The sequence below is a fragment of the Bradyrhizobium sp. LeoA1Lang genome (assembly GCF_055413685.1).
The window spans coordinates 1-25,458 of record NZ_JBVAPG010000083.1; the positions used below are offsets into that span (position 1 = coordinate 1).

The following is a 25,458-nucleotide window of genomic DNA, read 5'->3' on the forward strand; positions in this document are numbered from 1 at the left end:
AAAGCTCATCCACGGTTGTGGCCGGAGGGGTAACGGGCGACTTCGCCACGCGTCTTGGCCGGTGGCCACCGGCCAAGACGCTAAATCGCTTCCATCGCACAAATCATGCCCGTGCAGATACAAGGGGCTTCCTCCGCGAACACGGTGAGAGCTGTATTCGTGGAGGCTCCCCCTCACCCGAAATTCAAGCTGTGCTTGAACTCCGACCTCTCCCCGCAAGCGGGGCGAGGTGAAGAAACGTCATCACGCCGTGGAATGAGCGGCCAAGGATTTGAGGAGACCAACGTCATGACCAGAGCCGAACCGACGCTGCCGATCGCAACCGTGCACGGGCTCTATCACATCGCCATCAAGACCGAGAATTTGGCGGCAACGCGGAAATTCTACACCGAGATCATCGGGCTTCGCGAATTCGCACGTCCCGATTTCGGCTATCCCGGCGCCTGGCTCGGTTGCCCGCAGCCCGGCGGGCTCGCGATCATGCACATCTATGCCGGCGGTCCCGCGCTCGGCCCCGAAGGCAAGGCGCCGGCGGGAACGGCGGCGATCGACCATGTCTCGCTGTCCTGCTCCGGCTATCGCTCCTTCGTCTCGCGCTTCAAGGCGGCCGGGCTCGACTGGCGCGAATTCATCGTGCCCGGCACCACGCTCTGGCAGTTGTTCGTCTATGACCCCAGCGGCGTGCAGCTCGAACTGACCTTCGAGTGCGGCGGCGAGGGCGAAGAAAAGCCTGACATGTCGCCGGGCCGCAAATATGTTGCCGGCGCAAGCTTCTTCGACAAGGCGACCTATCCTAAGCTCGCCTGACGATGGCCGGTGATCGCCTGATCCATCCAATCGGCAATTGACACCCGGCCGCCAGTGCGGGACAGGACAGGCATCTGTCCTTGGAGCAGTCGGATGGTGGACTCGAACAGCACGCGACCCGGGGCACGCGTGGCCGTGGCAGGCCTCGGTGCGATCGGCGCGAGCGTGGTGAAGGAACTGGATCGCGGCATCGAGGGATTGGCGCTCAGCGCGGTCTCCGCGCAGAACGTCGCCAAGCACCAGGCCTGGCTCAATGACCTGACAACTCCGCCAAAGGTCCTGCCGATCGAGGAACTCGCCGATGCCGCCGACATCGTGGTCGAATGCGCGCCGAGCAGGCTGGTGCGTTCGATCGTGGCGCCGGTGGTCGAGCGCGGCAAGACCGCGGTCGTGCTCAGCGTCGGCGCACTGCTCCAGAACGAAGACCTGATCGCGCTTGCGCGGAAGAACGGCGGCCAGATCGTGGTGCCGACCGGCGCCCTGATCGGGCTCGACGCCGTGACTGCCGCGGCGGAGGGCACCATCCATTCGGTCCGGCTGGTGACGCGGAAGCCGCCGCTGGGGCTCGTCGGCGCGCCTTATCTGGTCGAGAACGACATCAGCGTTGAAGGGCTCGCCGAGCCGCTGCGGATTTTCGAAGGAACCGCGCGCGAGGCGGCGAAGGGCTTTCCGGCCAACCTGAACGTCGCCGTGGCGCTGTCGCTTGCCGGTATCGGCCCCGACCGCACCCGGGTGGAAATCTGGGCCGACCCGGCCGTGACGCGCAACACCCACCGCATCGAGGTGGACTCCGATTCGGCGCGCTTCTCGATGACGATCGAGAACGTCCCGTCGGAAAACCCGCGCACCGGCCGCATCACCGCGCTGTCCGTGATCGCCTGCCTGCGCAAGCAGCGCGCCTCGCTGCGCATCGGGACCTGACGGGCGCGGTTGTCTGCTGCGGGGCCGCGACTTTTCAGCTAAGCTAGGCCAACAGATAGAGCCGAGCTGCCCATGCGAATTCACCCCGACGACCTGCTCCTCATCATCGACGTGCAGAATGATTTCTGCCCCGGCGGCGCGCTGGCCGTAGCCGACGGCGATGCGGTGGTGCCTGTCGTCAACCGGCTCGCTGGGCGGTTCGATCATGTGGTGCTGACACAGGATTGGCATCCGCGAGGCCACAGCTCCTTTGCGACCTCACACCAGGGCTCCGCGCCGTTCGAAACCATCACCATGCCCTACGGTCCGCAGACGCTGTGGCCGGAGCATTGCGTGCAGGGCACGGCGGGCGCCGCGTTCCACCCGCAGCTTTCGACCGACAAAGCGGAGCTTGTGATCCGAAAAGGCTTTCGCTCCGCGATCGATTCCTATTCCGCCTTCCACGAGAACGACCGCACCACGCCGACCGGCCTTGCCGGCTATTTGCGCGAGCGCGGACTGAAGCGGATCTTCATGGCCGGGCTCGCCACCGACTATTGCGTCCATTATTCCGCGCTGGATGCGCGCCGCCTCGGCTTCGAAACCGTGGTCGTGGAATCCGGCTGCCGGGCGATCGATCTTTCCGGCTCGCTTGCGGCTGCGCATGCGGCAATGGCGGCGGCCGGCGTTCAGGTCGTGAGCGACCTGGATTGACGCGCTTCCTTCACCGGCCCATTCCTTCCCGGAAAACGCGGCGAAAAGCGTTGTTTTGATTGGGCTTTTGCTCTAATCCCTCGGCTTTATCGGCGGCTCGAACGGAGACATCGTGGCGGGACAGACCTTACGCATCGGCACGCGCAAGACGGCCATGGCGATGGCGCAGACCGAGGAGGTCGCGCGCCTATTGCGTGCGTCGGCTTCCGACTTGACCGTCGAGATTGTCAGGTTCGAAACCCGCGGCGATCAGGACCAGACCAGCAAGTTGCTGCGCCATGGCGGCAAGGGCGGCGCTTTCGTCGCCGAGATCCGCGAGGCGATGCGCGCGGGCGAGCTGCAGGCCGCGATGCATTCGCTGAAGGATGTGCCCGGCAATGAGGAAACGCCGGGCCTCGTGATCGGCGCCACCCTGCCGCGCGACGCCGCAACCGACTGCCTGGTGCTGCGTCCCGGTCTTTCGCTGGAAAGCTTTCGTGCAAGCCGCGGCAAGGGTTTCAAGATCGGCACCAACGCGGTGCGCCGCGCGGCTTACTTGCGCAGGCTGTTTCCTGAAGCAAGCGTGATCCATTTTCGCGGCGCCGCCGACACCCGCATTGCCAAGCTCGATCGTGGCGACAAGCAGCGCCTGCCCGATGGCGGCGAGGTCGGCCCGGCGGATGCGCTGGTGATGGCGCGCTCGGGGCTCGAGCGCATCGGGCGTGCAGAGCGCATCGCCTATGACTTCCCGGTCGACGAGATGCTGCCGGCAGTCGGGCAGGGCATCGTCGCCGTCGAATGCGCGGCGAACGATTTTGCGACGCGCGCCCGTCTTGCCAAGATCGAGAATGGGTCATCGCGCCTTGCTGCCGAAGCCGAGCGCGAGGTGCTGTGGATCCTGAACGGCCACTGCAATTCGCCGATCGCCGGCCATGCGACGCTTGCCGGCGGCGAGTTGATTTTGCGCGCCTCGGTGCTGGATGAAACCGGCGACCGCTTCATCGAGGCATCGCGCACCGGCGCCGCCGACCACCCCCGCGAACTCGGCCGCGCCGTCGGACTGGAGTTGCTCGACAAGGGCGCCGCCGAAATCATTGCCCGCACAAGACCGGAAGAAACGGACGAGTAAGTCGTAGCCCGGGTGAAGCGCAGCGCAACCCGGGACCGCTGGTAGACGCTGAGGCAGAGACCCCGGGTTACGCGTTCCGCCCCACCCGGGCTACGGGTCAAGCCCGGGACGACGGCGTAAGCGGCCAATGTGCGATGATGCGGAAGCGCGATGCGGCATCGTCCTGGCGAAACAACGCGAGCCGGTCGATCGCGAGCGTTGCGAGCCGCACAGAGGCAAAGCGCTCTCGCAGCATCGGTACCACGACTTCACGGCGCTCGGCTTCCAACCGTCCGGTGAGCGTCATGTGGAAGCGGAATTCTTCCATCACGTAAGGGTAGCCCCAGCGGTCGAGATATTCGACCTGCCGCGGCGTCAATCGCTCGGGATTTCGCCTTGCGCGATCCTGAGGCGTCAGCGGCGCGCGGAATGAGTCGAAGTCGCGCGTCACGTCGGCCGCGAGCTGCTGCAACTCCGCCGACGGCTTTGCCGGGATCATCGCGATGAAGCCGCTGATCGAATCGATGATGGATTCGATCACGGGAATTGGCCGCGGCGTATCGGCGAAAGCCTCGCATGCGCCAATCAAATCGGCTTCGGTCTTTCCTTCCGCCAGCGCAATCGGCGCTTTCAGCGTGGCATGAAAGCCGTATTTGCGAGGGTCCTGCGTGACCTCGCGCCAGTCCGGCGGCAAGCCCTCGGGAAAAGGCAGGTCGCTGCCATGATAGGCATCGTAGCCGAGCATCTTGGCGCCGAAACGATCGAGCGCACTGGCTGGTGCCGGCGCATAGTAGAGGGCGTAACGCGGAAAGTTGGCCATCGTCGTAAGACCTGGGAGCGTCAAGCGGCAGCAACCGCTTTGCGCGGTGCTGTTGAATAGGTGAGCCGGCTGGCGTCGGCCAGATGCACGAGACGTCCCGCTGATATCACCGCGACAATGCGAGGCCGCAGCGGAACCTTGTCGTCGACGATGATCATGTCGGCGCGGCGACCTTCGGCGAGCACGCCGCGGTCGTCGAGCTCGGCGGCGCGCGCCGGCGCCGCCGAGATCAGGTCCCACGCCTTTTCCAGCGGCAGAATGCCATCAGCGGCAAGCCGGAAGGCCGCGAGCAATTGCGCCGGATAGTAATAGTCCGAGGCCAGTACCGAGCAGAGGCCCTTTGCGATCATGTCGGACGCTTTGGTCCAGCCGGTATGGCTGCCGCCGCGCACGACATTCGGCGCGCCGTACACGATATGATCGCCGGCCGCCGCCGCCTCGCGCGCGGTCTCTTCGTTGACAGGGAATTCGGCGATGCCGACGCCCTGGTCGCGAAAGCCTTTGCGCATCTCGGGGCTGTTGTCGTCATGCGAGAGCATGCGGACATTGGCCGATCGCGCCGCGCTGGCGAGGCGGGAGACCGAGGCCGGCACATCGTCCGCGCGCGACACCACGCGTGCGACGAGTTGGTCGAACTCCTCGGCTGACAGTCCGGTGCGCTCCACCATCCGGTTGCGCTTTCGCGGCTTGGCCAGGTCCCCGATCGTCCCGTCCATATGGTCGTTGAAGGCGAACAGGTCGACGCGGCCCTCCGCGAGCCAGCCGATGATCTCTGCTTCGGCGTCGAGATTGTAGGTCTCGTGGCGCAGATGGAAGCGCGTGTCGGCTGCAAGGTGCGGGCGCATCTGCTCGATCGCCTCCAGCAGTCTCCGCGCATTGTCGGCGCTGCGCAGACCCGGCTCCCACGACCAGGTCGTGGCGTGGAACACCGTCGTGATTCCGTTTGAGATCGCCTGCCGGTCGCTGTCGGCGAGCGCCACGTCGATCGGGAAATCGACGCCGGCGCGCGGCATCATCTGCCGCTCGAAGGCGTCGCCATGCAGGTCGACGATGCCGGGCAGCACCAAGAGATCACGCGCGTCGATGCCGAGCGCATCGCGACCGTCTCCATCTCCGCCGAGGGCTGCGATGTCCAGGCCCGCGGTCCGCAGCCGCGTTTCGACAAGTTCGCCGTCAACGAGCGCCTTGCCGCGTTCGATAATAATGTCGGTCACGAGATGGCACTCCGGCGGGCTGTTGGCGTGTTCAACGCTTCATACTTTGCGAGGAAGTCCTCGACAACCAGCTTGCGGAAATCCGGCAGCGCTTGGCGCAACATTTCGTGATCCCAGTCCCACCAGGCGAGCGCCGCAAGGCGGCTGGTGATGTCGTCGGGAAAGCGCTTGCGGAGCGGCCGCGCCGGATTGCCGGCGACGATGGTATAGGCGGGAACATCCTTGGTCACGATCGCGCCAGCCGCGACCACCGCGCCGGTTCCGATCGAGCGTCCGGGCAGGATGATCGCGCCATGTCCGATCCAGACGTCATGGCCGATATGCACGCGGTGCTCTCGGCGCCATTCGAAGAACTCTGCCTCGTCATGTTCGCCGGGAAAGTATGCGCTGGCGCGATAGGTGAAATGCGCCTGCGACGCACGATGCATCGGATGATTGCCGGGATTGATCCGTGTCATCGCCGCGATCGAGCAGAATTTACCAATCGTGGTGTAAGTGAGCTGCGCGTCGTTCACGACGTACGAATAGTCGCTCATCGTGACTCCGAGCAGGATGGTTCGCGCTCCGACCTCGGTATAGGCGCCAAGCTGGCTGTCTCGCACCGATGCGGTGGGATCAATGGTCGGTACAACGGAAAGCATCTTGCCGGCCATCTTCGCCTCTCGAACGGTTGCGGGGAGCGCACGTCTTCGATGCGCTTCATAACATTAGCGTGACAGATGGGTGACATCGCCGACGGGTGTGGAGGATCGCCGCACTGCAGCGCGTTTGTCACACAACTGTAATTCAGCGGCGTTAGCCGTTACGCGACGTGACGGGTTCGGAGCACTGCATGCTGGTGGTGGAAGGTTTGACGTGCCGTTTCGGCACAAAAGCCGCGGTGGACAATGCTTCGTTCTCGGTTCAGCCCGGTAGTTTCGTCGGCGTGATCGGCCGCTCGGGCGCCGGCAAGTCGACTTTGCTGCGGATGGTCAACCGTCTCGCCGATCCGGCCGAAGGCCGCATCCTGTTCGAAGGTGTCGACGTCACCGCACTGCGCGGCAAGGCGCTGCGGCGGTGGCGCGCGCGTTCGGCGATGATCTTTCAACAGTTCAATCTGGTCGGCCGGCTCGACGTGCTGACCAATGTGCTGATGGGCCGCCTTGCCGAAATCCCGGCCTGGCGCTCGCTGACCCAGCTTTGGCCCGAGCAAGACAGGGCGCTCGCGATGTCGGCGCTCGAGCAGTTCGACATCGCGCAGTTCGCCGCTCAACGCGCCGACCAGCTCTCCGGCGGCCAGCAACAGCGCGTCGCGATCGCCCGCGCGCTGGTGCAGGAGCCCGATATCATCCTCGCAGACGAGCCGATCGCCTCGCTCGATCCGCGCAATACCAAGATCGTGATGGACGCGCTGCTGCGCATCAACAAGCATTTCGGCATCACCGTGCTCTGCAACCTGCATTCGCTCGATCTGGCGCGCAGCTATTGCGACCGCCTGATCGGCATGGCGGCAGGCCGCGTGGTGTTCGATGGTCAGCCGTCGATGCTGACCGATCACGTCGCCCGCGAGCTCTACGATCTCGAGGCCAATGATGTCATCGGCGGGGCGCCAATGCCTGCGCCCGATGCCGCAACAGCTCCGGCGCTCGGCACCGCAGCCGCGGCCTGAACGTCGCAACCTTGATCCAGGGAAAGCCGCTGCAGGTGCAGTCGGCCTCTAGAGCATGATCCGAAAAGATCATGTTCCAAGCGCTACCATAACAGCAGGGGTAAACATGATCACTCGTCGCATCGTTCTCGCCGGCGCTGCCGCGCTCGCGCTCACCGCGTCCGCGTCGGCGCAAGACTGGAAGGCCAAATATCCGGAGCTGACCTTCGCGGTCGTGCCGGCTGAAAACGCGTCCGGCGTCACCGAGCGCTGGACGCCGTTCGTCAACTATCTCTCCAAGGAACTCGGCGTGAAGGTCACGCTGCGCATCGCCAACGATTATGCTGCGGTGATCGAGGGCCAGCGCTCCGGCAACATCCAGATCGCCAGCTACGGTTCGGCCTCCTTTGCCCGCGCGCGGCTGACCGGCGTCAAGACCGACGCCTTCGCAAACGACATCAATGCCGACGGCTCGACCGGCTACTACTCGGTGTTCTTCGTCAAGGCGACCAGCCCGTACAAGACCGTCGAGGACGTGAAGGGCAAGAACCTCGGCCTCGTCGATCCGAACTCAACCTCGGGCAACAACGTGCCGCGCTTCGAGCTGAACAAGAAGGGCATTCCGGACGCCGAAGCCTATTTCAGCAAGGTCGTCTTCACCGGCAGCCACGAGAACGCGGTCCTCGCGCTTTCGCAAGGCACCGTCGACGTCGCCGCCAACCAGTGGACCAGCGACGACGACTCCACGCTCGCCCAGATGCTGCACAAGGGCATGCTGAAGAATGCCGACGGCTCGCCGATGAAGAAGGAAGATTTCCGCATCATCAACAAGTCGGCCGAGATCATCAACGGACCCTATGCCTATAACACCGATCTTCCCGACGATCTGAAGGCCGCGATCGCAAAGGCCTTCTTCGAGGCGCCGGCCAAGGACAAGGTGATGTTCGACAAGCTCTCGGACGGCCAGAAGAAGGGCTTCCACCCCGCGACCACCAAGGATTGGGACGGCACGATCGAGCTGATCAAGTTCGTCGACACCCTGCGCAAGAAGAAGGCGTCCTGATCGGTTGACACGAACTACGCAGGCCGGGTCGATTGCGACCCGGCCTGTTTCCATTGAGGGCAAGCAGCAGATCCGATGACCACCGCCGTATCCATCCTTCCCGCTCAGCAGCTCGCGGCGCTGAACGAGGCCTATCGCAAGGCGGTCGCGCGCAAGCGGCTGAAGATGATGCTGGCGGCGGCGGTGTTTATCGCGGCGCTCGTCGTCGCTGGCATCGGCGCCGAAGTGAACCTGCGCACGCTTTTCACCTATTTCGGCAACTTCGTCTCCTATTTCGACCGCATCCTCACGCTCGATAACGGCCAGCGGGTCTGGACCGATTTCGGCGAATGGTTCTGGGGCTGGAAGCAATGGCTGAAGCTGCTCGCCGAGACCATTTTGATCAGCTATGTCGGCACGCTGACCGGCGCCGTCTTTGCGTTCGCGCTGAACTTCTTCGCCGCGCAGAATACCTCGCCCGGGCCGTGGCTGCGCTTCGTCGTCCGCCGCCTGCTCGAATTCGCCCGCACCGTGCCCGGCATCGTGTTCGCGTTGGTGTTCGTGATCGCGTTCGGCCTCGGGCCGATGGCGGGCGTGCTGGCGATCGCCGTGCACTCGACCGGCGCGCTCGGCAAATTGTTCTCCGAGATCGTCGAGAATGCCGACATGAAGCCGGTGGAAGGCATCCGCTCGACCGGCGCGAGCTGGCTCTCCTGCATGCGCTTTGCGGTGCTGCCTCAGGTTTCAGCGGGCTATGCCAGCTATGCGCTGTTGCGCTTCGAGATCAATGTGCGCGAGGCGTCGGTGATGGGCTTTGTCGGCGCCGGCGGCATCGGGCAGGAGCTCGTGGTCGCGATCCGCAAATTCTACTATTCCGACGTCAGCGCCATCCTGGTCACCATCATCGTCACCGTGTTCGTGATCGACATCACCACCGGCTGGCTGCGCGCAAAACTGTTCGGCAAGGAGGCGCGGGCATGAGCCAATTGCCGAAGCCGGATTCGCTGGCGCTGCGGACGAAATATCCAGATGTTTTCGAGCGCCCGGCCTCGACGCGCCTCGCCACGCCCTTGATGCTGCTGGCGGCGTTCGCGGTCTTCGTCTTCGGACTGTTCGATCTCGACTTCTCGCCGACCAAGCTGGTGAGCGGCCTGCGCGAGCTCGGCTGGATCACGTTGATGATGATCCCGCCCGATCCCGGCTCATCGCTGCCGACCTATCTCTCCGCGCTCGGCGAGACGCTGTCGATCGCGCTGCTCGGCACCACGATCGCCGCGTTCCTGGCGCTGCCGGTCAGCCTGCTCGCCGCGCGCAACATCGTGCCGTCAGCCATCTTCCGTTTTCCGGTGCGGCGCTTCCTGGATTCGATCCGCGGCGTCGACCAGCTCATCTGGGCCTTGGTGTGGATTAATGTCGTCGGCCTCGGCCCGTTTGCCGGCGTGCTCGCCATCGCGGTGTCGGACTTCGGCGCCTTCGGCAAATTGTTCTCTGAGGCCATTGAGGAGGCCGACAAGAAGCAGGTCGAGGGTATCAGAGCTTCCGGCGGCAGCGCGCTGCACGAGATCCGCTTCGGCCTGATCCCGCAGGTGCTGCCCGTGATCGCGGGGCAGGTGCTCTATTACATCGAGTCGAACACGCGTTCGGCCACCATCATCGGCATCGTCGGCGCCGGCGGCATCGGGCTGCAGCTCGCCGAGCAGATCCGCGTCCTGGAATGGCAGAAGGTCTCGTTCCTGATCTTGATGATCCTGGTCGCGGTCGCCGTGATCGACTGGATATCGACAAAACTCCGCTTCGCCATCATCGGCCAGCGCGCGGTGGCGTGAGCCTAACCGCGGTTCCGTAGGGTGGGCAAAGCGAAGCGTGCCCACCATCAAGCACTCCGCTCGGAATGGTGGGCACGCTTCGCTTTGCCCACCCTACAAAATCTCACCCGTTCTCCACCAAAAACTCCACGCGCTCGGCGGCGAAGCGCGAGCGCTTTGTCACCAGCGGCTTGTCGTCCGGATCGACGTCGGTCGAGTCGACCACCAGGATCGGGCGGCCGAGCGCGAGGTCGAGCCGCGCCGCGTCGGTGGCGTCGACGATGCCGGCGGTGATCCGCGTCGAGGCGCGGCGATAGTCGCGGATGCCAAAATGTTCGAGCAGCTTCGTCATCGAGCGGACGCTGGCGAACACCTCTCCCGCGCCCGGAAAGCGCTCGGCTGAAAGCCAGGAGGTGGAGATGCAGATCGGTGCGCGGTCGGCGAACCGCAGCGACTCGATCCGGACTAATGGCGCGCCGACCTTCAGTCCGAGTTCCCGCGCCAGGTCCCGGCTCGCCACGTCTTCCGACGCATCGATCAATTGCCCGCGCGGCTCACGGCCGCCGGCGCCGACGATCTCCGAGAACCGCGTGCGCGAGCGCAGCGGATAGGCGATTTTCTGCACCTCGACATAAGTGCCGCTGCCGCGCTCGGCGCGCACCAATCCGCGCTCGGCGAGCGCCGCCAGGGCGCGCCGCACCGTGTGCCGGTTCACGCGGTAGGTCTCCGCGATCTCCATTTCGCCCGGCAGCTTCTCGCCGGCGGCAAAGCGGCCTTCGGCGATGCCGCGCTCGATGCCGTCGGCGACCAGTCGCCACAGCGCGACGCCCGATGAGGTGGTGTCCTGCAGGCTCATATCGGAAACCCAGTCCTGTCGAAAATCATGGCTCTGTCATGAAACAGTCATGGCGTTTGCTTATCAAGTTGTCTATTATCATAGACAACTTCAGTCAGGCAAGGTTCCGCGACATGACGAAAACCGAGCAAGACAGCAGGCGGGCGCAGCGCAGAGCGGGAATGGCGGTGCTCGCACAGTCGGACGCCGCCGAAATTTCGGCCCGGCTCAGAGCGATGGCGCTGCCCGATCACAAAACTTTGCGCGAGCCGGAGAACGGCCTCGTGATGGTGCGCGGTCGGATCGGCGGCGACGGCGCTCACTTCAATCTCGGCGAGGCGACCGTCTCGCGCTCGGCGGTGCTGCTTTCGACCGGCCAGGTCGGCTTCGGCTACACGCTCGGGCGCGACCACGAGAAGGCGCGGCTGATCGCGTTGTGCGACGCCATGACGCAATCGGACGACTTTGCCGACGCGGTCGAACAGGAAGTGATCGCGCCGCTGCGCACGGCCATGATCGCGAAACGAAGCCGGGCGGACGCGGAGACGGCGGCGACGCGGGTTGATTTCTACACCATGGTGCGCGGCGAGGGCTAAGGACATGACGACGGTTGCCGAACTGCCGCCGGGCTTCTCCGACAAGGTGTTGTCGGCGCAGGCGACGTTCCGTTCCGTAATGAACGCGATGGCGCGTCCGGGAACGGTGCAGCGAATCGCGGCATCGGCCGGCGCGCCTTCCGGCGTGATGCACGGCACGGCCGCGATCGCGCTGATGCTGTTCGATCATGACACGCCGATTTGGCTCGATGGCGCGATGTCGACCCCCGACATCGCCAAATGGCTGAAGTTCCACACCGGCGCGCCCATCACCGGCGATCCCGCGATTGCGGGCTTTGCGCTGATCGGCGATCCCAAGAATCTTCCCGCGCTCGATCGCTTCGCGTTCGGCAGCAGCGAATATCCCGATCGCTCGACCACGCTGATCCTGCAGATTGGCAGCCTGTCGCACGGCACGGCCTACGAACTGCGCGGTCCCGGCATCGACGGCTCCACTGTGCTGACCGCGACCATTGAGCCGCACGATCTGTTCGATCGGCTCGCCGTCAACGCCGCGCTGTTTCCGCGCGGTATCGACGTCGTGCTGGTCGCGGGCGAAGAGATTGTCGCGATCCCGCGCACCACGCGGCTCGCTCATGGGAAGGACTGACGATGTACGTTGCGGTCAAGGGCGGCGAACGCGCCATAGAGAACGCCCATCGCCTGCTCGCGCATGAACGGCGCGGCGACCGGGAGGTGCCGGAGCTCACGCTTGCGCAGATCTCCGAACAGCTTGCGCTCGGCGTCGATCGCGTCATGGCGGAAGGCTCGCTCTATGACCGCGAGCTCGCCGCGCTCGCGATCAAGCAGGCGCGCGGCGACATGATCGAGGCGATCTTCCTGGTTCGCGCCTTCCGCGCCACGCTGCCGCGCTTCGGCGCCACCGAGCCGGTCGATACCGGCAACATGCAGATCCGCCGCCGCATCTCCGCGACCTTCAAGGACATTCCCGGCGGCCAGATCCTCGGCCCAACCTTCGACTACACCCATCGCCTGCTTGACCCGCAGCTTGCCGAGGGTTTTGTGCCGGAGGCGCCTGCGACCGGCGAAACATCGTCCGCCGAAACGCCGCGCGTCACCGATATCCTCGCTCACGACGGTCTGATCGAGCCGTCACCGCAGGCAGAGGCGGACGCGCCGGTCGGCGACCTCACGCGCGAGCCGCTCAGCTTCCCGGCCGACCGCGATCTACGGCTGCAGAATCTCGCCCGCGCCGACGAAGGTTTCCTGCTCGCGCTCGGCTATTCCACCCAGCGGGGTTATGGCCGCAACCATCCCTTTGCCGGCGAAATCCGCTTCGGCGAGGTCGATGTCGAATTCTTCGCCGAGGATGCAGGCTTCGCCGTTCCGCTTGGGAGAATCGAACTCACCGAGTGCCAGATGGTCAACCAGTTCAAGGGCTCGGCGACCGAGGCGCCGTGCTTCACCCGTGGCTATGGCCTCGCCTTCGGCCAGAGCGAGCGCAAGACGATGTCGATGGCGCTGGTCGATCGCTCGCTTCGTGCGCGCGAACTCGGCGAGGAGGTCAGTGCGCCGGCGCAGGACGAGGAGTTTGTGATGTCGCATTCCGACAATGTGCAGGCGACCGGCTTCGTCGAGCATCTCAAGCTGCCGCATTACGTCGACTTCCAGTCCGAGCTCGGCCTGCTACGCAGGCTGCGCAAGGACTTCGCCGACGCCAATACGTCGGAGCCGCTGCAGGAGGCCGCCGAATGAACGCGCCGTCCTATAATTTCGCCTATCTCGACGAACAGACCAAGCGGATGATCCGCCGCGCGATCCTGAAGGCGATCGCGATTCCCGGCTACCAGGTGCCGTTCGCAAGCCGGGAGATGCCGATGCCCTATGGCTGGGGCACCGGCGGCGTGCAGGTCACCGCCGCGATCCTCGGTCCCGATGATGTCTTGAAGGTGATCGACCAGGGTTCCGACGACACCACCAACGCGATCTCGATCCGCAAATTCTTCGGCAAGACCGCAAGCGTTGCGACCACGACGTCGACGACGGACGCAACCGTGATCCAGACCCGCCACCGCATTCCCGAGGCGCCACTGCATGAAGGGCAGGTGCTGGTCTATCAGGTGCCGATCCCCGAACCGCTGCGCTTCCTCGAACCGCGCGAGACCGAGACGCGGCGCATGCATGCGCTCGCCGAATACGGCTTGATGCATGTCAAGCTCTACGAGGACATCGCGCGCTTCGATCATATCGCCACGGCCTACGCCTATCCGGTGAAGGTGAACGCGCGCTATGTGATGGACCCGTCGCCGACGCCGAAATTCGACAATCCGAAGATGGACAATTGCGCGGCGCTGCAATTGTTCGGCGCCGGCCGCGAGAAGCGCATCTACGCGATCCCGCCCTACACGACCGTGGTCTCGCTCGATTTCGAGGACCATCCGTTCAAGCCGTATCGCTTCGATGCGCCTTGCGCGCTCTGCGCCGCGGAGAACTCCTACCTCGACGAGATCGTCACCGACGACAAGGGCGGGCGGATGTTCGTCTGCTCCGACACCGACTATTGCGAGCAGCGCCAGGCCGAAGGCCATCGCGGCCACCAGAGCGCAGCGCCGCACAAGGAGAGGGCGCATGTCTGAGCCGGTGACCATGCCCGACGATGACGAGCCGCTGCTGATCGCGGACGGCCTGTCGAAGAACTACGGCCGGCTCGCCGCCTGCCGCGACGTGTCGTTCTCGCTCCATCCCGGCGAGGTGCTCGCGATTGTCGGCGAATCCGGCTCGGGCAAGTCGACCTTGCTGCAACTATTGTCGGCGCAGCTCGCGCCGAGCGCGGGCCGCGTGTCCTATCGCATGCGCGACGGCGTGCTGCGTGATTTGGCATCGCTCGGCGAAGCCGAGCGGCGCTTCCTGTTCCGCACCGATTGGGGCTATGTGCATCAGGACCCCGCGCAGGGGCTGCGCATGGCGGTCTCCGCCGGCGCCAATGTCGGCGAGCGGCTGATGGCGATCGGCTGGAATCACTATGGCCGCATCCGCGACACCGCAACGACATGGCTCGAACGCGTCGAGATCGACATCGGCCGCATCGACGATGCGCCGAAAACCTATTCCGGCGGCATGCGGCAGCGCCTGCAGATCGCGCGCAACCTCGTCACTGCGCCGCGCCTGGTGTTCATGGACGAGCCGACCGGCGGGCTCGACGTCTCCGTGCAGGCCCGCCTGCTCGATCTGATGCGCAACCTCGTCAGCGAGCTCAACCTCGCCGCCATCGTCGTCACGCATGACCTCGCGGTGGCGCGCCTTTTGTCGCACCGGGTGATGGTGATGAAAGGCGGCCGCGTCATCGAGACCGGCCTGACCGACCAGGTGCTCGACGACCCGCGCGAGCCCTACACCCAACTGCTCGTTTCCTCGATCCTGCCGCCATGAGGGCACCGATGACTGCGATGATCGAAATCTCCAACGCGGCCAAGACCTTCATCATGCATCTGCAGGGCGGGGTCGAACTGCCTGTCGTGAGCAACGTCTCGTTCCATGTCGAGCCGGGCGAATGCGTCGTGCTGTCCGGTCCATCAGGCGCCGGCAAGTCGTCGATCCTGAAGATGATCTTCGGCAACTACCGTTGCGACACCGGGCGGATCGACATCCGCCACCAGGGCAAGGTGATCGATCTCGCCAGCGCCGAGCCGCGGCAGGTCCTGAGCGTGCGCCGCGCCAGCGTCGGCTATGTCAGCCAGTTCCTGCGTGCGGTGCCGCGGGTGGCGACCATCGACGTCGTCGCCGAGCCGCTGGTCGCCAACGGCACGCCGCGCGCGGAAGCGCGCGACAAGGCAAAGGCACTGCTGCGCCGGCTCAACATCCCCGAGAGGCTCTGGGCGCTGCCGCCCTCGACCTTCTCCGGCGGCGAGCAGCAGCGCGTCAACATCGCCCGCGGCTTCGTGTCCGATCTGCCGATCCTGCTCCTGGACGAGCCGACGGCCTCGCTCGATGCGGCCAACCGCGCCGTCGTGGTAGAACTGATCGGAGAGAAGAAACGCCGCGGCGTCGCGATGGTCGCGATCGTTCATGACGATGAGATCCGTCATCTGATTGCAGACCGAATCGTGGATGTCACGTCATTCGCTGCAGCGGCGTGAGACGGCAGCGGCATGAGAGGGAAGGGGTGAGATGACTGCAAGAGAGACCATCATCGGCAATGCCCGCCTTGTGCTGGCCGACCGCGTCATCGAGCGCGGCTGGGTCGCCTTGGCCTCCGGCAGCATTGCCGAATTCGGCGAGGGGAGCGCGCCCGATGGCAGTGAGGATGCCGGCGGCGATCTCATCATGCCCGGCATGATCGAGCTGCACACCGATCATCTCGAAGCCCATTACGTGCCGCGCCCGAAAGTGTTTTGGGACCCGGTCGCCTCCGTCATCTCCTATGACGCGCAGCTCGCGACCTCGGGCATCACCACGGTCCTCGACTCGCTCCGGGTCTGGCGCGAGGATGGCGCCGAGGAGGTCGACGGCCGCGCCGGCATTCTGGCGGCGGCGATCTCGGCCGCGCGTGAGGGCAATCTGCTCCGCGCCGATCACTTCCTGCACCTGCGCTGCGAAATCCCTATGCCCGATGTGGTGGCCGAGGCGAAGGAGCTGATCGACCGGCCCGACGTGCGCCTGATGTCGCTGATGGATCACACCCCCGGCCAGCGCCAGTTCCGCGACGAGGTGAAGCTGCGCGACTACTATCGCGGCAAGGGTGGCGGCATGACCGACGCCCAGCTCGACGAGCTCTTCGCCCGGCGCTTCGCCAACCAGAAAGCCTATGCCGCCACCAACATGCGCGCCATCGTCGCGCTCGCGCATGAATACAATATCCCGCTCGCGAGCCACGACGACACCACGGAAGAGAACGTGGTCGACGCCGTGCGCGACCGCGTCTCGGTCGCGGAATTCCCGACTACGATGGAAGCCGCGCGCGGCCTGCACGCAGCCGGCATCGACATCCTGATGGGCGCGCCCAACGTGGTGCGCGGCGGCTCGCATTCCGGCAACATCGCCGCCGTCGATCTCGCCCGCGAGGGCCTGCTCGACATCCTGTCGTCCGACTACATCCCTTCGAGCCTGCTGATGGCGGCGCTGCAACTGCCGCAGCACGTGCCGGCGATCGATCTTGCGTCTGCGGTGCGCACGGTGACGAAGGCGCCGGCCGAAGCGGTGGGGCTCACCGACCGCGGCGAGATAGCGGTCGGCAAGCGCGCCGACCTGATCCGCGTGCATCTCGCGCGCGACCTCCCGGTGGTGCGCAGTGTCTGGCGGGAAGGGGAGCGGGTCGCATGACGGAAGCACGGGCAGTTGCAATCGAGACTCCTGCTGCGATCGGTCCCGGCCGCCTGGTGCTGGTGGTCGGCCCGAGCGGTGCCGGCAAGGATACGCTGCTCGGGCTCGCCAAAGCGGCCTGTGCCGAGGATGGCAATGCCGTCTTTGCGCGCCGCGTGATCACGCGCGCCTCGTCAGCCGCCGAGGACAATGAGGAGGTCAGCGCGGACGCATTCCGCGAGGCGGTGGCGCGCGGTGACTATGCGATGCATTGGGAGGCGCATGGCCATAGCTATGCGTTGCCGCGTGCGGTCGATGACGATCTCCGCGCCGGCCGCACCGTGATCGCCAACGTCTCGCGCACGGTGATATCGGTGGCCCGCCGCGCCTACGCCAATGTCGTCGTAGTCCAGATCACCGCGCCGCCGAACGTGCTGGCCGAACGACTGGCGATGCGCGGACGCGCGAGCGACGGCCGGATCGAGCATCGGCTCGGCCGCACCGTCGACGAGACGACCGCCGCGCCGGACTTCACCATCGTCAATGTCGGCACCGCCGACTATCACGCGGGCCAGCTCGCGCGGATCATCAGGGGCAGCCGCTGGGACGAGTGAACAAGGGAAGCCGATGACAAATATCGCGACGATCGAACAATTGGAGGCGATCTACGGCTTCCCCAACGATGCTTCCACCGTCAAGGTCGCCGACCACATCACGCCGCCCTATCGCATCCTGATCGAGAAGTCGCCATTCGCGGCGCTCGCCACCGTCGGTCCTGAAGGCATCGATTGCTCGCCGCGCGGCGACCTGTCCGGCTTCGTCCGCCTCCATGACGACAAGACGCTGATGATACCCGACCGCCGCGGCAACAACCGCGTCGATTCGCTCCGCAACATTGTCCGGGATCCGCGCGTCGCGCTGTTGTTCCTGATCCCCGGCTCCGGCACCACGCTGCGCGTCAACGGCAGCGCTTATCTCTCGATCGATCCGGATCTGCTCGCGTCCTTCAAGATGGAAGGCAAGACGCCGCGCTCCGTCATCGTCATGACCGTCGACGAGATCTACTTCCAATGCGCCCGTGCGATCGTCCGCGCCGACCTCTGGAATCCCGACAAGCGCGTCGATCCCAGGACGCTGCCGACCCCGGGCCAGATCCTCGCCAGCATGAGCGAAGAAAAGGTCGGCGGCGAAACCTACGACCGCGAATGGCCAGAGCGCGCCCGCCAGACGATGTGGTGACGTAACCCCGCACAAAACTCGCGGTCATTCCGGGGCGATGCGATAGCATCGAGCCCGGAATCCATCTCTCCGCTTGTGCGTGCGGCCCGATGGATTCCGGGCCTGCGCCTTGCGGCGCATCCCGGAATGACGGCGGTGTGCTTGTTCCAGAACGGAGCTCCTGCCGCCTTGATGGTCCCTTAAGCCTGTCATGAAGCTGGCAACGACCGGGCCGACCCGCAACACCGATTCTTAGCAACTCAGCGGCATGGTGCCGGCCATGAGACTGACAGCCCTGTCCGGCGGCGTGCAGCCTGGCATTCGCCGCGAACTGATCAAGTTGCTGTACACGTCGATGCCGCAGGTCATGGCGATCACCGTGACATCGGGCGCCGGCGCGATCGCGCTTGCGCTGGTCAGCGGGGATATCGGCTATGCCCTGATCTCCTGTCTCATTCTGATCACCGCCGCAAGCCGGCTATACAGCCTGCACCTCTACAAGCTGCGATCGGCGAATTTCTCCGACCAGGACGTGCTGCGCTGGGAGCATATCTACGGCATCGGCGCGGTGGCGTTCTCGGTGGGGCTTGGCCTACTGTCATACCGCGCGCTCCGGCTCGGCGATGCGGCCGGGGCGTGGATCAGCTTCGGACTGTCGATGTCCTTCTGCGTCGGCATGGTGTCGCGCGCAGCGGTGCGTCCGTGGATCGTGCTGTCGGCATCGGCCGTGCTGTTCGCGCCGACCATCGTGGCGGGCCTGCTGCGGCCGGAACTCGCCTACAAGCTCGGCTCCTGCATGCTGTTCCTGTTCTGGATCACGCTGCGCGAGGCCTCCCGCCATCTCAGCAAGGCCTTCATCGAGCGGCTGGAGGCCCAGCAGGCGCTGGCGCGCCAGGCCCATCATGACTTCCTGACCGGATTGCCGAACCGTGCCGCGTTTCTCGCGGCGCTGGAGAAGACGGCGGGGCGCGTCGCCATCGTCGCCATCGATCTTGATGGTTTCAAATCGGTGAATGACCGCCTCGGCCATCACGCCGGAGATGCGCTGCTCCGCCAGGTCGCCGAACGATTGACCCACTGCATCGGGCCGCAGGGCACCGTTGCCCGCTTTGGCGGCGATGAATTCATGCTGTTGCGTCCGGTGGAAGACGGGCCGGCGGGGAAAGATGCCGCCGTGGCGCTTGCCAAGCGGGTGGTCGAGGCGCTGTCGCTGCCCTTCTTTGTCGCGCAGAAGCCGGCGCGGATCGGCGCCAGCGCGGGCATCCTGGTGACCGAGCTTGCCTCCGACGCAACCGTCGGCACGGCATCGTTGCTCGAACAGGTCGATCGCGCGCTCTATGCCGCCAAGCGTGCCGGCGGCGGACGCTGGCAGTGGTCTGGCGACGAGACCATTGTGATGGATCAGGCGATCTGAATTACAGATCAGGTCGAACTGCATTGGTGCGCGAGACGCCAGGACGTGTACTCATAAATCCCCGCGCCGCAGATCAGGGTCTATCAGGTCCGCTGTGCTCTGATAGCGGCACGATAGCAGACCGTGGGAGGGCGCTGAGAAGCGCTAACGCCGACAGGAAAATCGGGCCGTGCAAGTCTGGATTCGCTCGATAGTTCGGATAAGATAGTTGCAGAAAAACTAAAAGCTGCCCCCGGGAGGAAATGATGCTCGACACCACGAGTAACGCCCATTTCCAGGTCTTTCTTGACAAATTCGAAGCGGCGCTTGCGGCAGGTGATCTCGATGCCGCCGTGGCAATGTTCGCACCGGAATGCTACTGGCGCGACCTCGTTGCTTTCACCTGGAACATAAAGACCATGGAAGGTCGCGATCAGGTCCGGGAAATGCTCAGCTCTTGCCTTGCGCGCGCAAAGCCGAGCAACTGGAAAATCGCTGAAGGGGAAAGCGCGACCGAAGCCGGCGGCGTGACCGAATGCTGGATCTCGTTCGAGACCGAGGTAGCGCGCGGCTACGGCTTGGTCCGCCTCCAGAACGGCCAGATCTGGACGCTTCTGACTACGATGGTCGAACTGAAAGGTCACGAGGAAAAGGCGGGCTTCAGCCGGCCGCTCGGCGCCCGGCACGGCGTCAATCCCGGCGCCAAAACCTGGAAGGAATTGCGCGACGAGGAAGCTGAGCAGCTCGGCGTCAAGACCCAGCCCTATGTGCTGGTCATAGGCGGCGGCCAGGGCGGCATCGCGCTCGGAGCGCGGTTGCGCCAGCTCGGCGTGCCCACCATCGTCGTGGAGAAGAACGACCGTGCCGGCGATTCCTGGCGCAACCGCTATAAGTCGCTCTGCCTCCACGATCCGGTCTGGTACGATCATTTGCCGTATATCGATTTCCCGAGGAACTGGCCGGTATTTTCGCCCAAGGACAAGATCGGCGACTGGCTGGAGATGTACACCAAGGTCATGGAGCTGAACTACTGGACCGGCACCACTGCCAAACGCGCCGACTGGGACGACGCTCACCACGAATGGACCGTCGTCGTCGAGCGAGATGGCAAGGAGATCGCGCTGAAGCCGAAGCAGCTGGTATTTGCGACCGGTATGTCGGCCAAGCCGAACCTGCCGCAATTCAGGGGCATGGACGCCTTCAAGGGCGAGCAACACCATTCCTCGCGTCATCCAGGAGCCGACCGCTACAAGGGCAAGAAGGTAATCGTGATCGGCTCGAACAATTCCGCGCATGACATCTGCGCCGCGCTGTACGAGGCCGGTGTCGACGTGACCATGGTGCAGCGCTCGACTACCCATATCGTGCGCTCGGATTCGCTGATGGAATCGATAGCGGACCTCTATTCCGAGCGCGCCGTGCGCGGCGGCATGACGACGGCGAAGGCCGATCTGATTTTCGCCTCGCTGCCCTACAAGATCCTGGCTGGGCTGCAGAAGCCCGTCTACGACAAGATCCGCGAGGGCGACGCCGATTTCTACGCGGGGCTAACGAAAGCCGGTTTTCGGCTCGACTTCGGCGACGATGATTCCGGGCTGTTCATGAAGTACCTGCGTCGCGGGTCGGGCTATTACATCGATGTCGGCGCCTCGCAGCTCATCATCGACGGCAAGGTCAAGCTGGTCGCAGGTCAGGTCGAGGAAATCACGCCCAACGGCGTGAGGCTCGACGATGGCAAGGAATTGCCCGCCGATGTAATCGTCTACGCCACCGGCTACAGTTCGATGAACGGCTTTGTTGCCGACCTCATCAACCCGGAAATGGCCGACAAGGTTGGCAAGGTCTGGGGGCTCGGCTCGAACGCGACCAAGGACCCCGGCCCATGGGAAGGCGAACAGCGCAACATGTGGAAGCCGACGCAGCAGGAAGGCCTGTGGTTCCACGGCGGTAATCTGCATCAGTCGCGCCATTACTCGCAATTTCTTTCCCTGCAGTTGAAAGCGCGCTACGAGGGCATCCCGACGCCGGTCTATGGCCTGCAGACCGTCCATCACAAGGCCTGAAGTCGCAAAGCGCTCGGCGGGGTTCGCGGATGCGAGCCCCATGCGCTGAGTTGGTCACGGTCTCCTGAGCGGATGCGCGGCGCCTAATGGCGCGGATCGCCACTCGTGCTCATTTCGCCCTCAGCAGAAAGAGGCTATTGCAGTCCCACCCATGCCGAGTACACGGACCGCGCCATTCGACAGGTCCATGCACCGTCCCTTCACAAACAGCCTCGGTCATTTATCCGAACCGTAACGCTTCGCCCGGTCGAATGTGAGGTGACGGTGACGTGAGAGCCGAACGGTCTGGAACGGTGCGCTGCGGTCATCGCGCTTGGATTCATCCGTTCGCCGGACGCGGTTCGATCCCCGCCGTAGCCGTAGCGGGAAGCGGTACAAGTTTCAGCAAATGCAGGAGCAGTGAAACAAGTGAGGGCGAAAGCAGCGCATATTGGACCCATCATTGGGACCTGTCATGGATCCCGGCCTGCCGCCGATGGTGCATGCTGATCAGCAACTGCTTCCGAGGATGTAAGAATCTGGGAGCAAGGTGGTGTGGTCGTGGGCTTGGTGGCCAGCACCGTGTTGTACGGGTTGCCAAAAACAAATATCTTCGAAGTACGCCAGATGATCCGTTCCAATTCGACGAATGTGCGCATCCTTAGCCTGTACTTCCACAACAGCATGTGTTGAATGAAGTTCCAGGTCATGCCCCAAGCCCAGAATGGTAGTCGCCGATAACGGATCGGTTTGAAGCCGAGTCGGCGCATCTTGTAGACGAGAAGATTGGCGCCGACAAAATTGTAGCGCCAATTGTCGAAGAAGGCCGTGACGCTCAGGTAATCCTCCTTACGGTGACAATGATCCAGCGACCCCGGCGACCGGATTAAAAGGCGTCCTCCCGGCTTGAGCATCCGCCAGCACCTCGCTAGCCAAGCGTCCAAGTCTTTAGTGTAGCCTATCGATTCGAGGGCATAGATGGCATCAAAATGTTCACTCGGGAGATCGAGGCTGTCGAAGTCGGCAACGATCACCTGTCCACGCCCACCAAGTTTAGCAAATTTCCGTTGGCAGATGTCCGCTTGAACAGCTGAATTGGTCACACACAGAATTTCGATATTGCGCCGGCTGGCGAGGTAGTCGGCCGCCGCGCCAGATCCGCAGCCGAGATCTAACAGCCGCATCCCGTCCCTTAGCTTCAGAAGAACATATTCGGCTTCGTATGGGCGCGAAAATGCTACCCGGGGGAAAACGCAGGTGCTGTAGTTCGCCTGCTCGTCGCGATACGTGCTGAACACGTCATCATACGTACGCTTCTCGTCATCGTGCTTGAGAAAGTCGCTCGGCTGCGGTGTCCACTCGACGAGTTGGAGTTGCTCGAATTGATTCAGCTCGTGGCCTATCTTGCTCGCGTCCTTCGGTTGGGTCACCAAAAGAAAAAGTACATAATGAAGCAAGTTGTACGCTACGAACAACGCGATGATGATCGCCGCTACCAACTGAAATATCAGAGCAATATCCAAGGCTGCTCCTGTGACTGCTGAAACGTTCGCATGTTGCAATTAATCAAATCACACCGGGGCCGCGGCCCGCTAGATGCCAATGTCCGAGTTGGGGTCACGAGCGGCAATGCTCCGCCCGATCGTAAGATTTCCGCTTGGCCGTCAGAAGCTGACATGTACGCCGTTAAGAGTACACACCCTAGCGGCCGGCTTTTTCTTCCCAGTCCTCCCATTCAACATCGCTATTGATTTCGAGGTAGGCGGAAACGGCGGCGCCGACGGTCGGGAAGAAGTTGTCCTCGCCAAGCTGCGCCAGCAATCCGAATTTCTTCAGCTTGTCCTTTACGGGATCCTTGAGCTCCGCAAAACGAAGCTCGATACCCCGTGCCTGCAACGTCTCGTCCAGCTTGGCAAGTGTATCGCCGGCGGTGACGTCCACGCTGGTGACCGGCTCCGCGGCAACGACCAGCCAGCGCACGGACGTTGGTGATTTCGCCACGGCGTCCAGAACGCGCTCATTGAAGAATTCGGCGTTGGCGAAGAACAGAGGTGCATCCCACCGAAACAGCACCAGCCCGGGGATCTGGCGTGCATCCGGATATCTGGTGATGTCGTGATAACCTTTGACGCGGTCGGCGCGGCCCAACACGGCCGAGTGCGGGCGCCACCCATCCCATAGGAATTCGGCGATGGCGATGACGATGGCGAGACCAATTCCCGGAATGACCCCGAGCACGGCCACGCCGACAAAGCAGACGATCGATAGCCAGAACTCCCACTGCTGGATGCGATAGATTCGTTTGAGGTCGGTGACTTCGAACAACCCGATCGCCGCGGCGATGACGACGGCGGCGAGCGCGGCGTTGGGCAAATGCTGAAGGAGGTTTGGTGCTGCCAGCAGAAGAAGGGCGATGACCAGCGCGCCGACGACACAGGTCAGTTGCGTGCGGGCGCCGGCGGCTTCCGCAACCGGCGTGCGCGAACTGCTGCTGCTGATCGGAAAGCCCTGGAAAAAGCCGGTGGCCAGATTGGCGGCGCCGAGCGCCACCATCTCCTGGTTGGGATCGGCCTGCGTGCTCAGCCGTGCGGCAAAGGCGCGGGACAGCACGCTGGTGTCGGCGAACGATATCAGCGCGACGGCGCAACCTCCGAGCATGACTGGCCATATGTCGTTATAGCCGATCAAGGGAATGGCGAAGCCCGGCAATCCTTTCGGAAGAGAACCCAGAACGGTCACGCCGTAATAGGGTCCGAGATCCAGCGCAGCGACAATGACCGTCGCTGCGACCACCGCAATCAGGGTGCCTGGCAGTCGCTTGTTGTTCCGGAGCAGGAGAATAACGATCAACGTGCCGAGCCCAATCCCGAATGCGACCCGGTTGGTCTTGCCTTCAAGGATTGCGTCGGCGATCGACCACATGCTCCGCAACGGTCCTGCGCTCTCAATGGAGAAGCCGAAGAGCTTTGGCAGTTGGCTGATCAATACGGTCAGGGCAATGCCGTTCATATAGCCGTAGCGTATCGGCTTGGAGAGAAGCTCGGTCACAAACCCCAGACGCACGATGCCGGCCAGAATGCATACCGTCCCGGAAACGATGGCCATCATGCCGGCCAAGGCTACGGCGCGCATGGGATCGCCACCCGACAACGGAACGACAACGCCGAGGATGACGGCTGCCAGCGCCGAGTCCGGTCCCAGCACAAGGATGCGGCTGGGGCCGAACAGCGCGTAGGCCAGCAGCGGAACGATCGTTGCGTACAGACCATAGATGCCGGGCAAGCCCGACGCTTCCGCGTAGGCAATCCCGACCGGGACCAGCATGGTCGCCAGCACGAGCCCGGCGAAAAGATCATGCGGAAGCGACGCCGCTTCATATCGACGGACGGTGTCGAGACCTGGCAGCCAGCCGCTCCAATGCCTCATTGCCGGTCGCTACGAATTGCTCTGCTCCTCGATTGCCTTCACCGATACCGCCGCGACCTGCCGCAGCGCCTCGCGGTCGGCGCCGGACGAGGCCATCACGCCCATACCGGCGATGACTGCGGAGAGATAGCGCGCGAGCGCGGCGGGGTCAGCGGTTTCCTTCAGGTCGCCCTCGGCCTTCGCCCTTACGAAGCGCTCGCGGAGCTGGTTCTCGGTCTGCGCCCGATGGGCGGCGAGTTCGAAGGGAACGTTTTCCGAGCCGGTGCCGCAGGCAAGGCCGCCCTGGACCAGAAGGCAGCCGGGTGGGTTGGCGGGGTCGGTCTGGGTGTCGGCGGTGCCCATCAGCATGCGCTCGGCCACCTCGCGGGCGGTCGGCGCGCTCACGATTTCTTCCAGCCAGCAGGCGCGCTTGGCGCTATAACGATCGAGCGCAGCCTTCAAGAGGCCCTCTTTGCTGCCGAAGGCCGCGTACAGGCTTGGCGGATTTATGCCCATGACTTCAGTGAGTTGCGCGATCGTCGCGCCCTCATAGCCGTGCCGCCAGAACACTTCCATCGCCTGGTCCAGCGCCGCGTCGGCGTCGAACGCCCGGGGCCTGCCCATCGCCATTGCGTGCTCCCTGAAAATTTCTTAACATCCGCTACATAAGTATCTTGCGGACCGGCGTCCAGCT

At 64.2% G+C, this 25,458-nt stretch carries 27 protein-coding genes; 19 read left to right on the forward strand and 8 right to left on the reverse strand.

Annotated features, from left to right (window positions below):
• The first annotated feature begins 288 nt into the window (after nt 1–288).
• The 4 genes from ACZYOF_RS25410 (at nt 289) to hemC (ending at nt 3,529) form a co-directional block, all read left to right on the forward strand.
• Nucleotides 289–807, forward strand: a complete 519-nt coding sequence (locus ACZYOF_RS25410; protein ID WP_130580480.1) for a VOC family protein — start codon at nt 289–291, stop codon at nt 805–807.
• Nucleotides 808–900: 93 nt separating this feature from the next.
• Nucleotides 901–1,728, forward strand: coding sequence for an aspartate dehydrogenase (locus ACZYOF_RS25415; protein ID WP_394565368.1), 828 nt, complete (start codon nt 901–903; stop codon nt 1,726–1,728).
• A gap of 72 nt (nt 1,729–1,800) precedes the next feature.
• Complete coding sequence (gene pncA, locus ACZYOF_RS25420; RefSeq protein ID WP_394565367.1) at nt 1,801–2,421, forward strand: bifunctional nicotinamidase/pyrazinamidase; 621 nt, start codon at nt 1,801–1,803, stop codon at nt 2,419–2,421.
• Nucleotides 2,422–2,533: 112 nt separating this feature from the next.
• Nucleotides 2,534–3,529: a hydroxymethylbilane synthase gene (gene hemC, locus ACZYOF_RS25425; RefSeq protein WP_463717493.1), complete on the forward strand. Its 996-nt coding sequence runs from the start codon at nt 2,534–2,536 to the stop codon at nt 3,527–3,529.
• 97 nt (nt 3,530–3,626) lie between these two features.
• On the opposite strand, the gene ACZYOF_RS25430 is transcribed toward hemC, so the two are convergent.
• Genes ACZYOF_RS25430 through ACZYOF_RS25440 form a run of 3 tightly spaced genes read right to left on the reverse strand, consistent with a single transcriptional unit; the run spans nt 3,627 to nt 6,195 of the window.
• Complete coding sequence (locus tag ACZYOF_RS25430) at nt 3,627–4,328, reverse strand: DUF1045 domain-containing protein (protein ID WP_130580476.1); 702 nt, start codon at nt 4,326–4,328, stop codon at nt 3,627–3,629.
• Between the two features lie 20 nt (nt 4,329–4,348).
• Nucleotides 4,349–5,542 carry an alpha-D-ribose 1-methylphosphonate 5-triphosphate diphosphatase gene (locus ACZYOF_RS25435; protein ID WP_463717494.1) on the reverse strand — a complete coding sequence of 398 codons (1,194 nt, stop codon included), beginning with the start codon at nt 5,540–5,542 and terminating at the stop codon, nt 4,349–4,351.
• The gene (locus ACZYOF_RS25440; RefSeq protein ID WP_463717495.1) at nt 5,539–6,195 is read right to left on the reverse strand and encodes an LbetaH domain-containing protein; all 657 of its coding nucleotides are present in this window, start codon (nt 6,193–6,195) and stop codon (nt 5,539–5,541) included. The genes ACZYOF_RS25435 and ACZYOF_RS25440 overlap by 4 nt, the downstream gene beginning before the upstream one ends.
• 179 nt (nt 6,196–6,374) lie before the next feature.
• Between ACZYOF_RS25440 and phnC the strand changes: the two genes are divergently transcribed.
• From phnC to phnE (ACZYOF_RS25460), 4 genes are all read left to right on the forward strand, one after another.
• Complete coding sequence (gene phnC / locus ACZYOF_RS25445; protein WP_463717496.1) at nt 6,375–7,190, forward strand: phosphonate ABC transporter ATP-binding protein; 816 nt, start codon at nt 6,375–6,377, stop codon at nt 7,188–7,190.
• Between the two features lie 106 nt (nt 7,191–7,296).
• On the forward strand, nt 7,297–8,232 hold the full coding sequence (phnD, locus tag ACZYOF_RS25450; RefSeq protein ID WP_394565366.1) for a phosphonate ABC transporter substrate-binding protein: 936 nt from the start codon (nt 7,297–7,299) through the stop codon (nt 8,230–8,232).
• A gap of 75 nt (nt 8,233–8,307) precedes the next feature.
• Complete coding sequence (gene phnE / locus ACZYOF_RS25455; protein WP_130580471.1) at nt 8,308–9,192, forward strand: phosphonate ABC transporter, permease protein PhnE; 885 nt, start codon at nt 8,308–8,310, stop codon at nt 9,190–9,192.
• Nucleotides 9,189–10,037 (forward strand): phosphonate ABC transporter, permease protein PhnE, encoded by an 849-nt coding sequence (gene phnE / locus ACZYOF_RS25460; protein WP_463717497.1) that lies wholly within the window; start codon nt 9,189–9,191, stop codon nt 10,035–10,037. Before phnE (ACZYOF_RS25455) ends, phnE (ACZYOF_RS25460) begins: the two co-directional genes overlap by 4 nt.
• A 103-nt stretch (nt 10,038–10,140) precedes the next feature.
• Here phnE (ACZYOF_RS25460) and phnF read toward each other — a convergent pair whose 3' ends face one another.
• Nucleotides 10,141–10,872: a phosphonate metabolism transcriptional regulator PhnF gene (gene phnF, locus ACZYOF_RS25465; protein ID WP_282529242.1), complete on the reverse strand. Its 732-nt coding sequence runs from the start codon at nt 10,870–10,872 to the stop codon at nt 10,141–10,143.
• Nucleotides 10,873–10,985: 113 nt separating this feature from the next.
• Between phnF and phnG the strand changes: the two genes are divergently transcribed.
• The 11 genes from phnG to ACZYOF_RS25520 all read left to right on the forward strand — a co-directional run bounded on the left by phnG (nt 10,986) and on the right by ACZYOF_RS25520 (nt 21,380).
• Nucleotides 10,986–11,447 carry a phosphonate C-P lyase system protein PhnG gene (phnG, locus tag ACZYOF_RS25470; protein ID WP_463717498.1) on the forward strand — a complete coding sequence of 154 codons (462 nt, stop codon included), beginning with the start codon at nt 10,986–10,988 and terminating at the stop codon, nt 11,445–11,447.
• A gap of 4 nt (nt 11,448–11,451) precedes the next feature.
• Nucleotides 11,452–12,057, forward strand: a complete 606-nt coding sequence (gene phnH / locus ACZYOF_RS25475; protein WP_130579909.1) for a phosphonate C-P lyase system protein PhnH — start codon at nt 11,452–11,454, stop codon at nt 12,055–12,057.
• 2 nt (nt 12,058–12,059) lie between these two features.
• Complete coding sequence (locus ACZYOF_RS25480; protein WP_130579910.1) at nt 12,060–13,163, forward strand: carbon-phosphorus lyase complex subunit; 1,104 nt, start codon at nt 12,060–12,062, stop codon at nt 13,161–13,163.
• Complete coding sequence (locus ACZYOF_RS25485) at nt 13,160–14,044, forward strand: alpha-D-ribose 1-methylphosphonate 5-phosphate C-P-lyase PhnJ (protein ID WP_463717499.1); 885 nt, start codon at nt 13,160–13,162, stop codon at nt 14,042–14,044. The genes ACZYOF_RS25480 and ACZYOF_RS25485 overlap by 4 nt, the downstream gene beginning before the upstream one ends.
• Nucleotides 14,037–14,837, forward strand: coding sequence for a phosphonate C-P lyase system protein PhnK (gene phnK, locus ACZYOF_RS25490; protein WP_130579912.1), 801 nt, complete (start codon nt 14,037–14,039; stop codon nt 14,835–14,837). The genes ACZYOF_RS25485 and phnK overlap by 8 nt, the downstream gene beginning before the upstream one ends.
• An 8-nt stretch (nt 14,838–14,845) precedes the next feature.
• The gene (gene phnL / locus ACZYOF_RS25495; protein ID WP_165421196.1) at nt 14,846–15,544 is read left to right on the forward strand and encodes a phosphonate C-P lyase system protein PhnL; all 699 of its coding nucleotides are present in this window, start codon (nt 14,846–14,848) and stop codon (nt 15,542–15,544) included.
• Between the two features lie 31 nt (nt 15,545–15,575).
• Nucleotides 15,576–16,727, forward strand: coding sequence for an alpha-D-ribose 1-methylphosphonate 5-triphosphate diphosphatase (locus tag ACZYOF_RS25500; protein ID WP_463717500.1), 1,152 nt, complete (start codon nt 15,576–15,578; stop codon nt 16,725–16,727).
• Complete coding sequence (gene phnN, locus ACZYOF_RS25505; RefSeq protein ID WP_463717501.1) at nt 16,724–17,320, forward strand: phosphonate metabolism protein/1,5-bisphosphokinase (PRPP-forming) PhnN; 597 nt, start codon at nt 16,724–16,726, stop codon at nt 17,318–17,320. Before ACZYOF_RS25500 ends, phnN begins: the two co-directional genes overlap by 4 nt.
• A gap of 13 nt (nt 17,321–17,333) precedes the next feature.
• Nucleotides 17,334–17,945 carry a pyridoxamine 5'-phosphate oxidase family protein gene (locus ACZYOF_RS25510; protein WP_282529247.1) on the forward strand — a complete coding sequence of 204 codons (612 nt, stop codon included), beginning with the start codon at nt 17,334–17,336 and terminating at the stop codon, nt 17,943–17,945.
• 259 nt (nt 17,946–18,204) lie between these two features.
• Nucleotides 18,205–19,338: a diguanylate cyclase domain-containing protein gene (locus ACZYOF_RS25515; protein ID WP_463717502.1), complete on the forward strand. Its 1,134-nt coding sequence runs from the start codon at nt 18,205–18,207 to the stop codon at nt 19,336–19,338.
• 245 nt (nt 19,339–19,583) lie between these two features.
• Complete coding sequence (locus ACZYOF_RS25520; protein ID WP_463717503.1) at nt 19,584–21,380, forward strand: flavin-containing monooxygenase; 1,797 nt, start codon at nt 19,584–19,586, stop codon at nt 21,378–21,380.
• Between the two features lie 200 nt (nt 21,381–21,580).
• Here the strand turns inward: ACZYOF_RS25520 and ACZYOF_RS25525 are convergent, their stop codons facing one another.
• The 4 genes from ACZYOF_RS25525 to ACZYOF_RS25540 form a co-directional block, all read right to left on the reverse strand.
• Nucleotides 21,581–21,823 carry a septal ring lytic transglycosylase RlpA family protein gene (locus tag ACZYOF_RS25525; protein WP_463717504.1) on the reverse strand — a complete coding sequence of 81 codons (243 nt, stop codon included), beginning with the start codon at nt 21,821–21,823 and terminating at the stop codon, nt 21,581–21,583.
• 9 nt (nt 21,824–21,832) lie between these two features.
• Complete coding sequence (locus tag ACZYOF_RS25530) at nt 21,833–22,882, reverse strand: SAM-dependent methyltransferase (RefSeq protein ID WP_463717505.1); 1,050 nt, start codon at nt 22,880–22,882, stop codon at nt 21,833–21,835.
• Between the two features lie 178 nt (nt 22,883–23,060).
• Nucleotides 23,061–24,785, reverse strand: coding sequence for a SulP family inorganic anion transporter (locus tag ACZYOF_RS25535; protein WP_463717506.1), 1,725 nt, complete (start codon nt 24,783–24,785; stop codon nt 23,061–23,063).
• Between the two features lie 9 nt (nt 24,786–24,794).
• Entirely contained in the window at nt 24,795–25,394 is a 600-nt protein-coding gene (locus ACZYOF_RS25540; protein ID WP_394569500.1) for a TetR/AcrR family transcriptional regulator, read from the reverse strand.
• Nucleotides 25,395–25,458: the final 64 nt, after the last annotated feature.

Excerpts from the sequence above, each read along its gene's own strand:
- ACZYOF_RS25410 (WP_130580480.1), top strand. The coding sequence starts at position 289 with ATGACCAGAGCCGAACCGACGCTGCCGATCGCAACCGTGCACGGGCTC.
- ACZYOF_RS25415 (WP_394565368.1), top strand. The coding sequence starts at position 901 with ATGGTGGACTCGAACAGCACGCGACCCGGGGCACGCGTGGCCGTGGCA.
- pncA (WP_394565367.1), top strand. The coding sequence starts at position 1,801 with ATGCGAATTCACCCCGACGACCTGCTCCTCATCATCGACGTGCAGAAT.
- ACZYOF_RS25430 (WP_130580476.1), bottom strand. The coding sequence starts at position 4,328 with ATGGCCAACTTTCCGCGTTACGCCCTCTACTATGCGCCGGCACCAGCC.
- ACZYOF_RS25440 (WP_463717495.1), bottom strand. The coding sequence starts at position 6,195 with ATGGCCGGCAAGATGCTTTCCGTTGTACCGACCATTGATCCCACCGCA.
- phnC (WP_463717496.1), top strand. The coding sequence starts at position 6,375 with ATGCTGGTGGTGGAAGGTTTGACGTGCCGTTTCGGCACAAAAGCCGCG.
- phnD (WP_394565366.1), top strand. The coding sequence starts at position 7,297 with ATGATCACTCGTCGCATCGTTCTCGCCGGCGCTGCCGCGCTCGCGCTC.
- phnE (WP_130580471.1), top strand. The coding sequence starts at position 8,308 with ATGACCACCGCCGTATCCATCCTTCCCGCTCAGCAGCTCGCGGCGCTG.
- phnE (WP_463717497.1), top strand. The coding sequence starts at position 9,189 with ATGAGCCAATTGCCGAAGCCGGATTCGCTGGCGCTGCGGACGAAATAT.
- phnF (WP_282529242.1), bottom strand. The coding sequence starts at position 10,872 with ATGAGCCTGCAGGACACCACCTCATCGGGCGTCGCGCTGTGGCGACTG.
- phnG (WP_463717498.1), top strand. The coding sequence starts at position 10,986 with ATGACGAAAACCGAGCAAGACAGCAGGCGGGCGCAGCGCAGAGCGGGA.
- phnH (WP_130579909.1), top strand. The coding sequence starts at position 11,452 with ATGACGACGGTTGCCGAACTGCCGCCGGGCTTCTCCGACAAGGTGTTG.
- ACZYOF_RS25480 (WP_130579910.1), top strand. The coding sequence starts at position 12,060 with ATGTACGTTGCGGTCAAGGGCGGCGAACGCGCCATAGAGAACGCCCAT.
- ACZYOF_RS25485 (WP_463717499.1), top strand. The coding sequence starts at position 13,160 with ATGAACGCGCCGTCCTATAATTTCGCCTATCTCGACGAACAGACCAAG.
- phnK (WP_130579912.1), top strand. The coding sequence starts at position 14,037 with ATGTCTGAGCCGGTGACCATGCCCGACGATGACGAGCCGCTGCTGATC.
- phnL (WP_165421196.1), top strand. The coding sequence starts at position 14,846 with ATGACTGCGATGATCGAAATCTCCAACGCGGCCAAGACCTTCATCATG.
- ACZYOF_RS25500 (WP_463717500.1), top strand. The coding sequence starts at position 15,576 with ATGACTGCAAGAGAGACCATCATCGGCAATGCCCGCCTTGTGCTGGCC.
- phnN (WP_463717501.1), top strand. The coding sequence starts at position 16,724 with ATGACGGAAGCACGGGCAGTTGCAATCGAGACTCCTGCTGCGATCGGT.
- ACZYOF_RS25510 (WP_282529247.1), top strand. The coding sequence starts at position 17,334 with ATGACAAATATCGCGACGATCGAACAATTGGAGGCGATCTACGGCTTC.
- ACZYOF_RS25515 (WP_463717502.1), top strand. The coding sequence starts at position 18,205 with ATGAGACTGACAGCCCTGTCCGGCGGCGTGCAGCCTGGCATTCGCCGC.
- ACZYOF_RS25520 (WP_463717503.1), top strand. The coding sequence starts at position 19,584 with ATGCTCGACACCACGAGTAACGCCCATTTCCAGGTCTTTCTTGACAAA.
- ACZYOF_RS25525 (WP_463717504.1), bottom strand. The coding sequence starts at position 21,823 with ATGATGGGTCCAATATGCGCTGCTTTCGCCCTCACTTGTTTCACTGCT.
- ACZYOF_RS25535 (WP_463717506.1), bottom strand. The coding sequence starts at position 24,785 with ATGAGGCATTGGAGCGGCTGGCTGCCAGGTCTCGACACCGTCCGTCGA.
- ACZYOF_RS25540 (WP_394569500.1), bottom strand. The coding sequence starts at position 25,394 with ATGGCGATGGGCAGGCCCCGGGCGTTCGACGCCGACGCGGCGCTGGAC.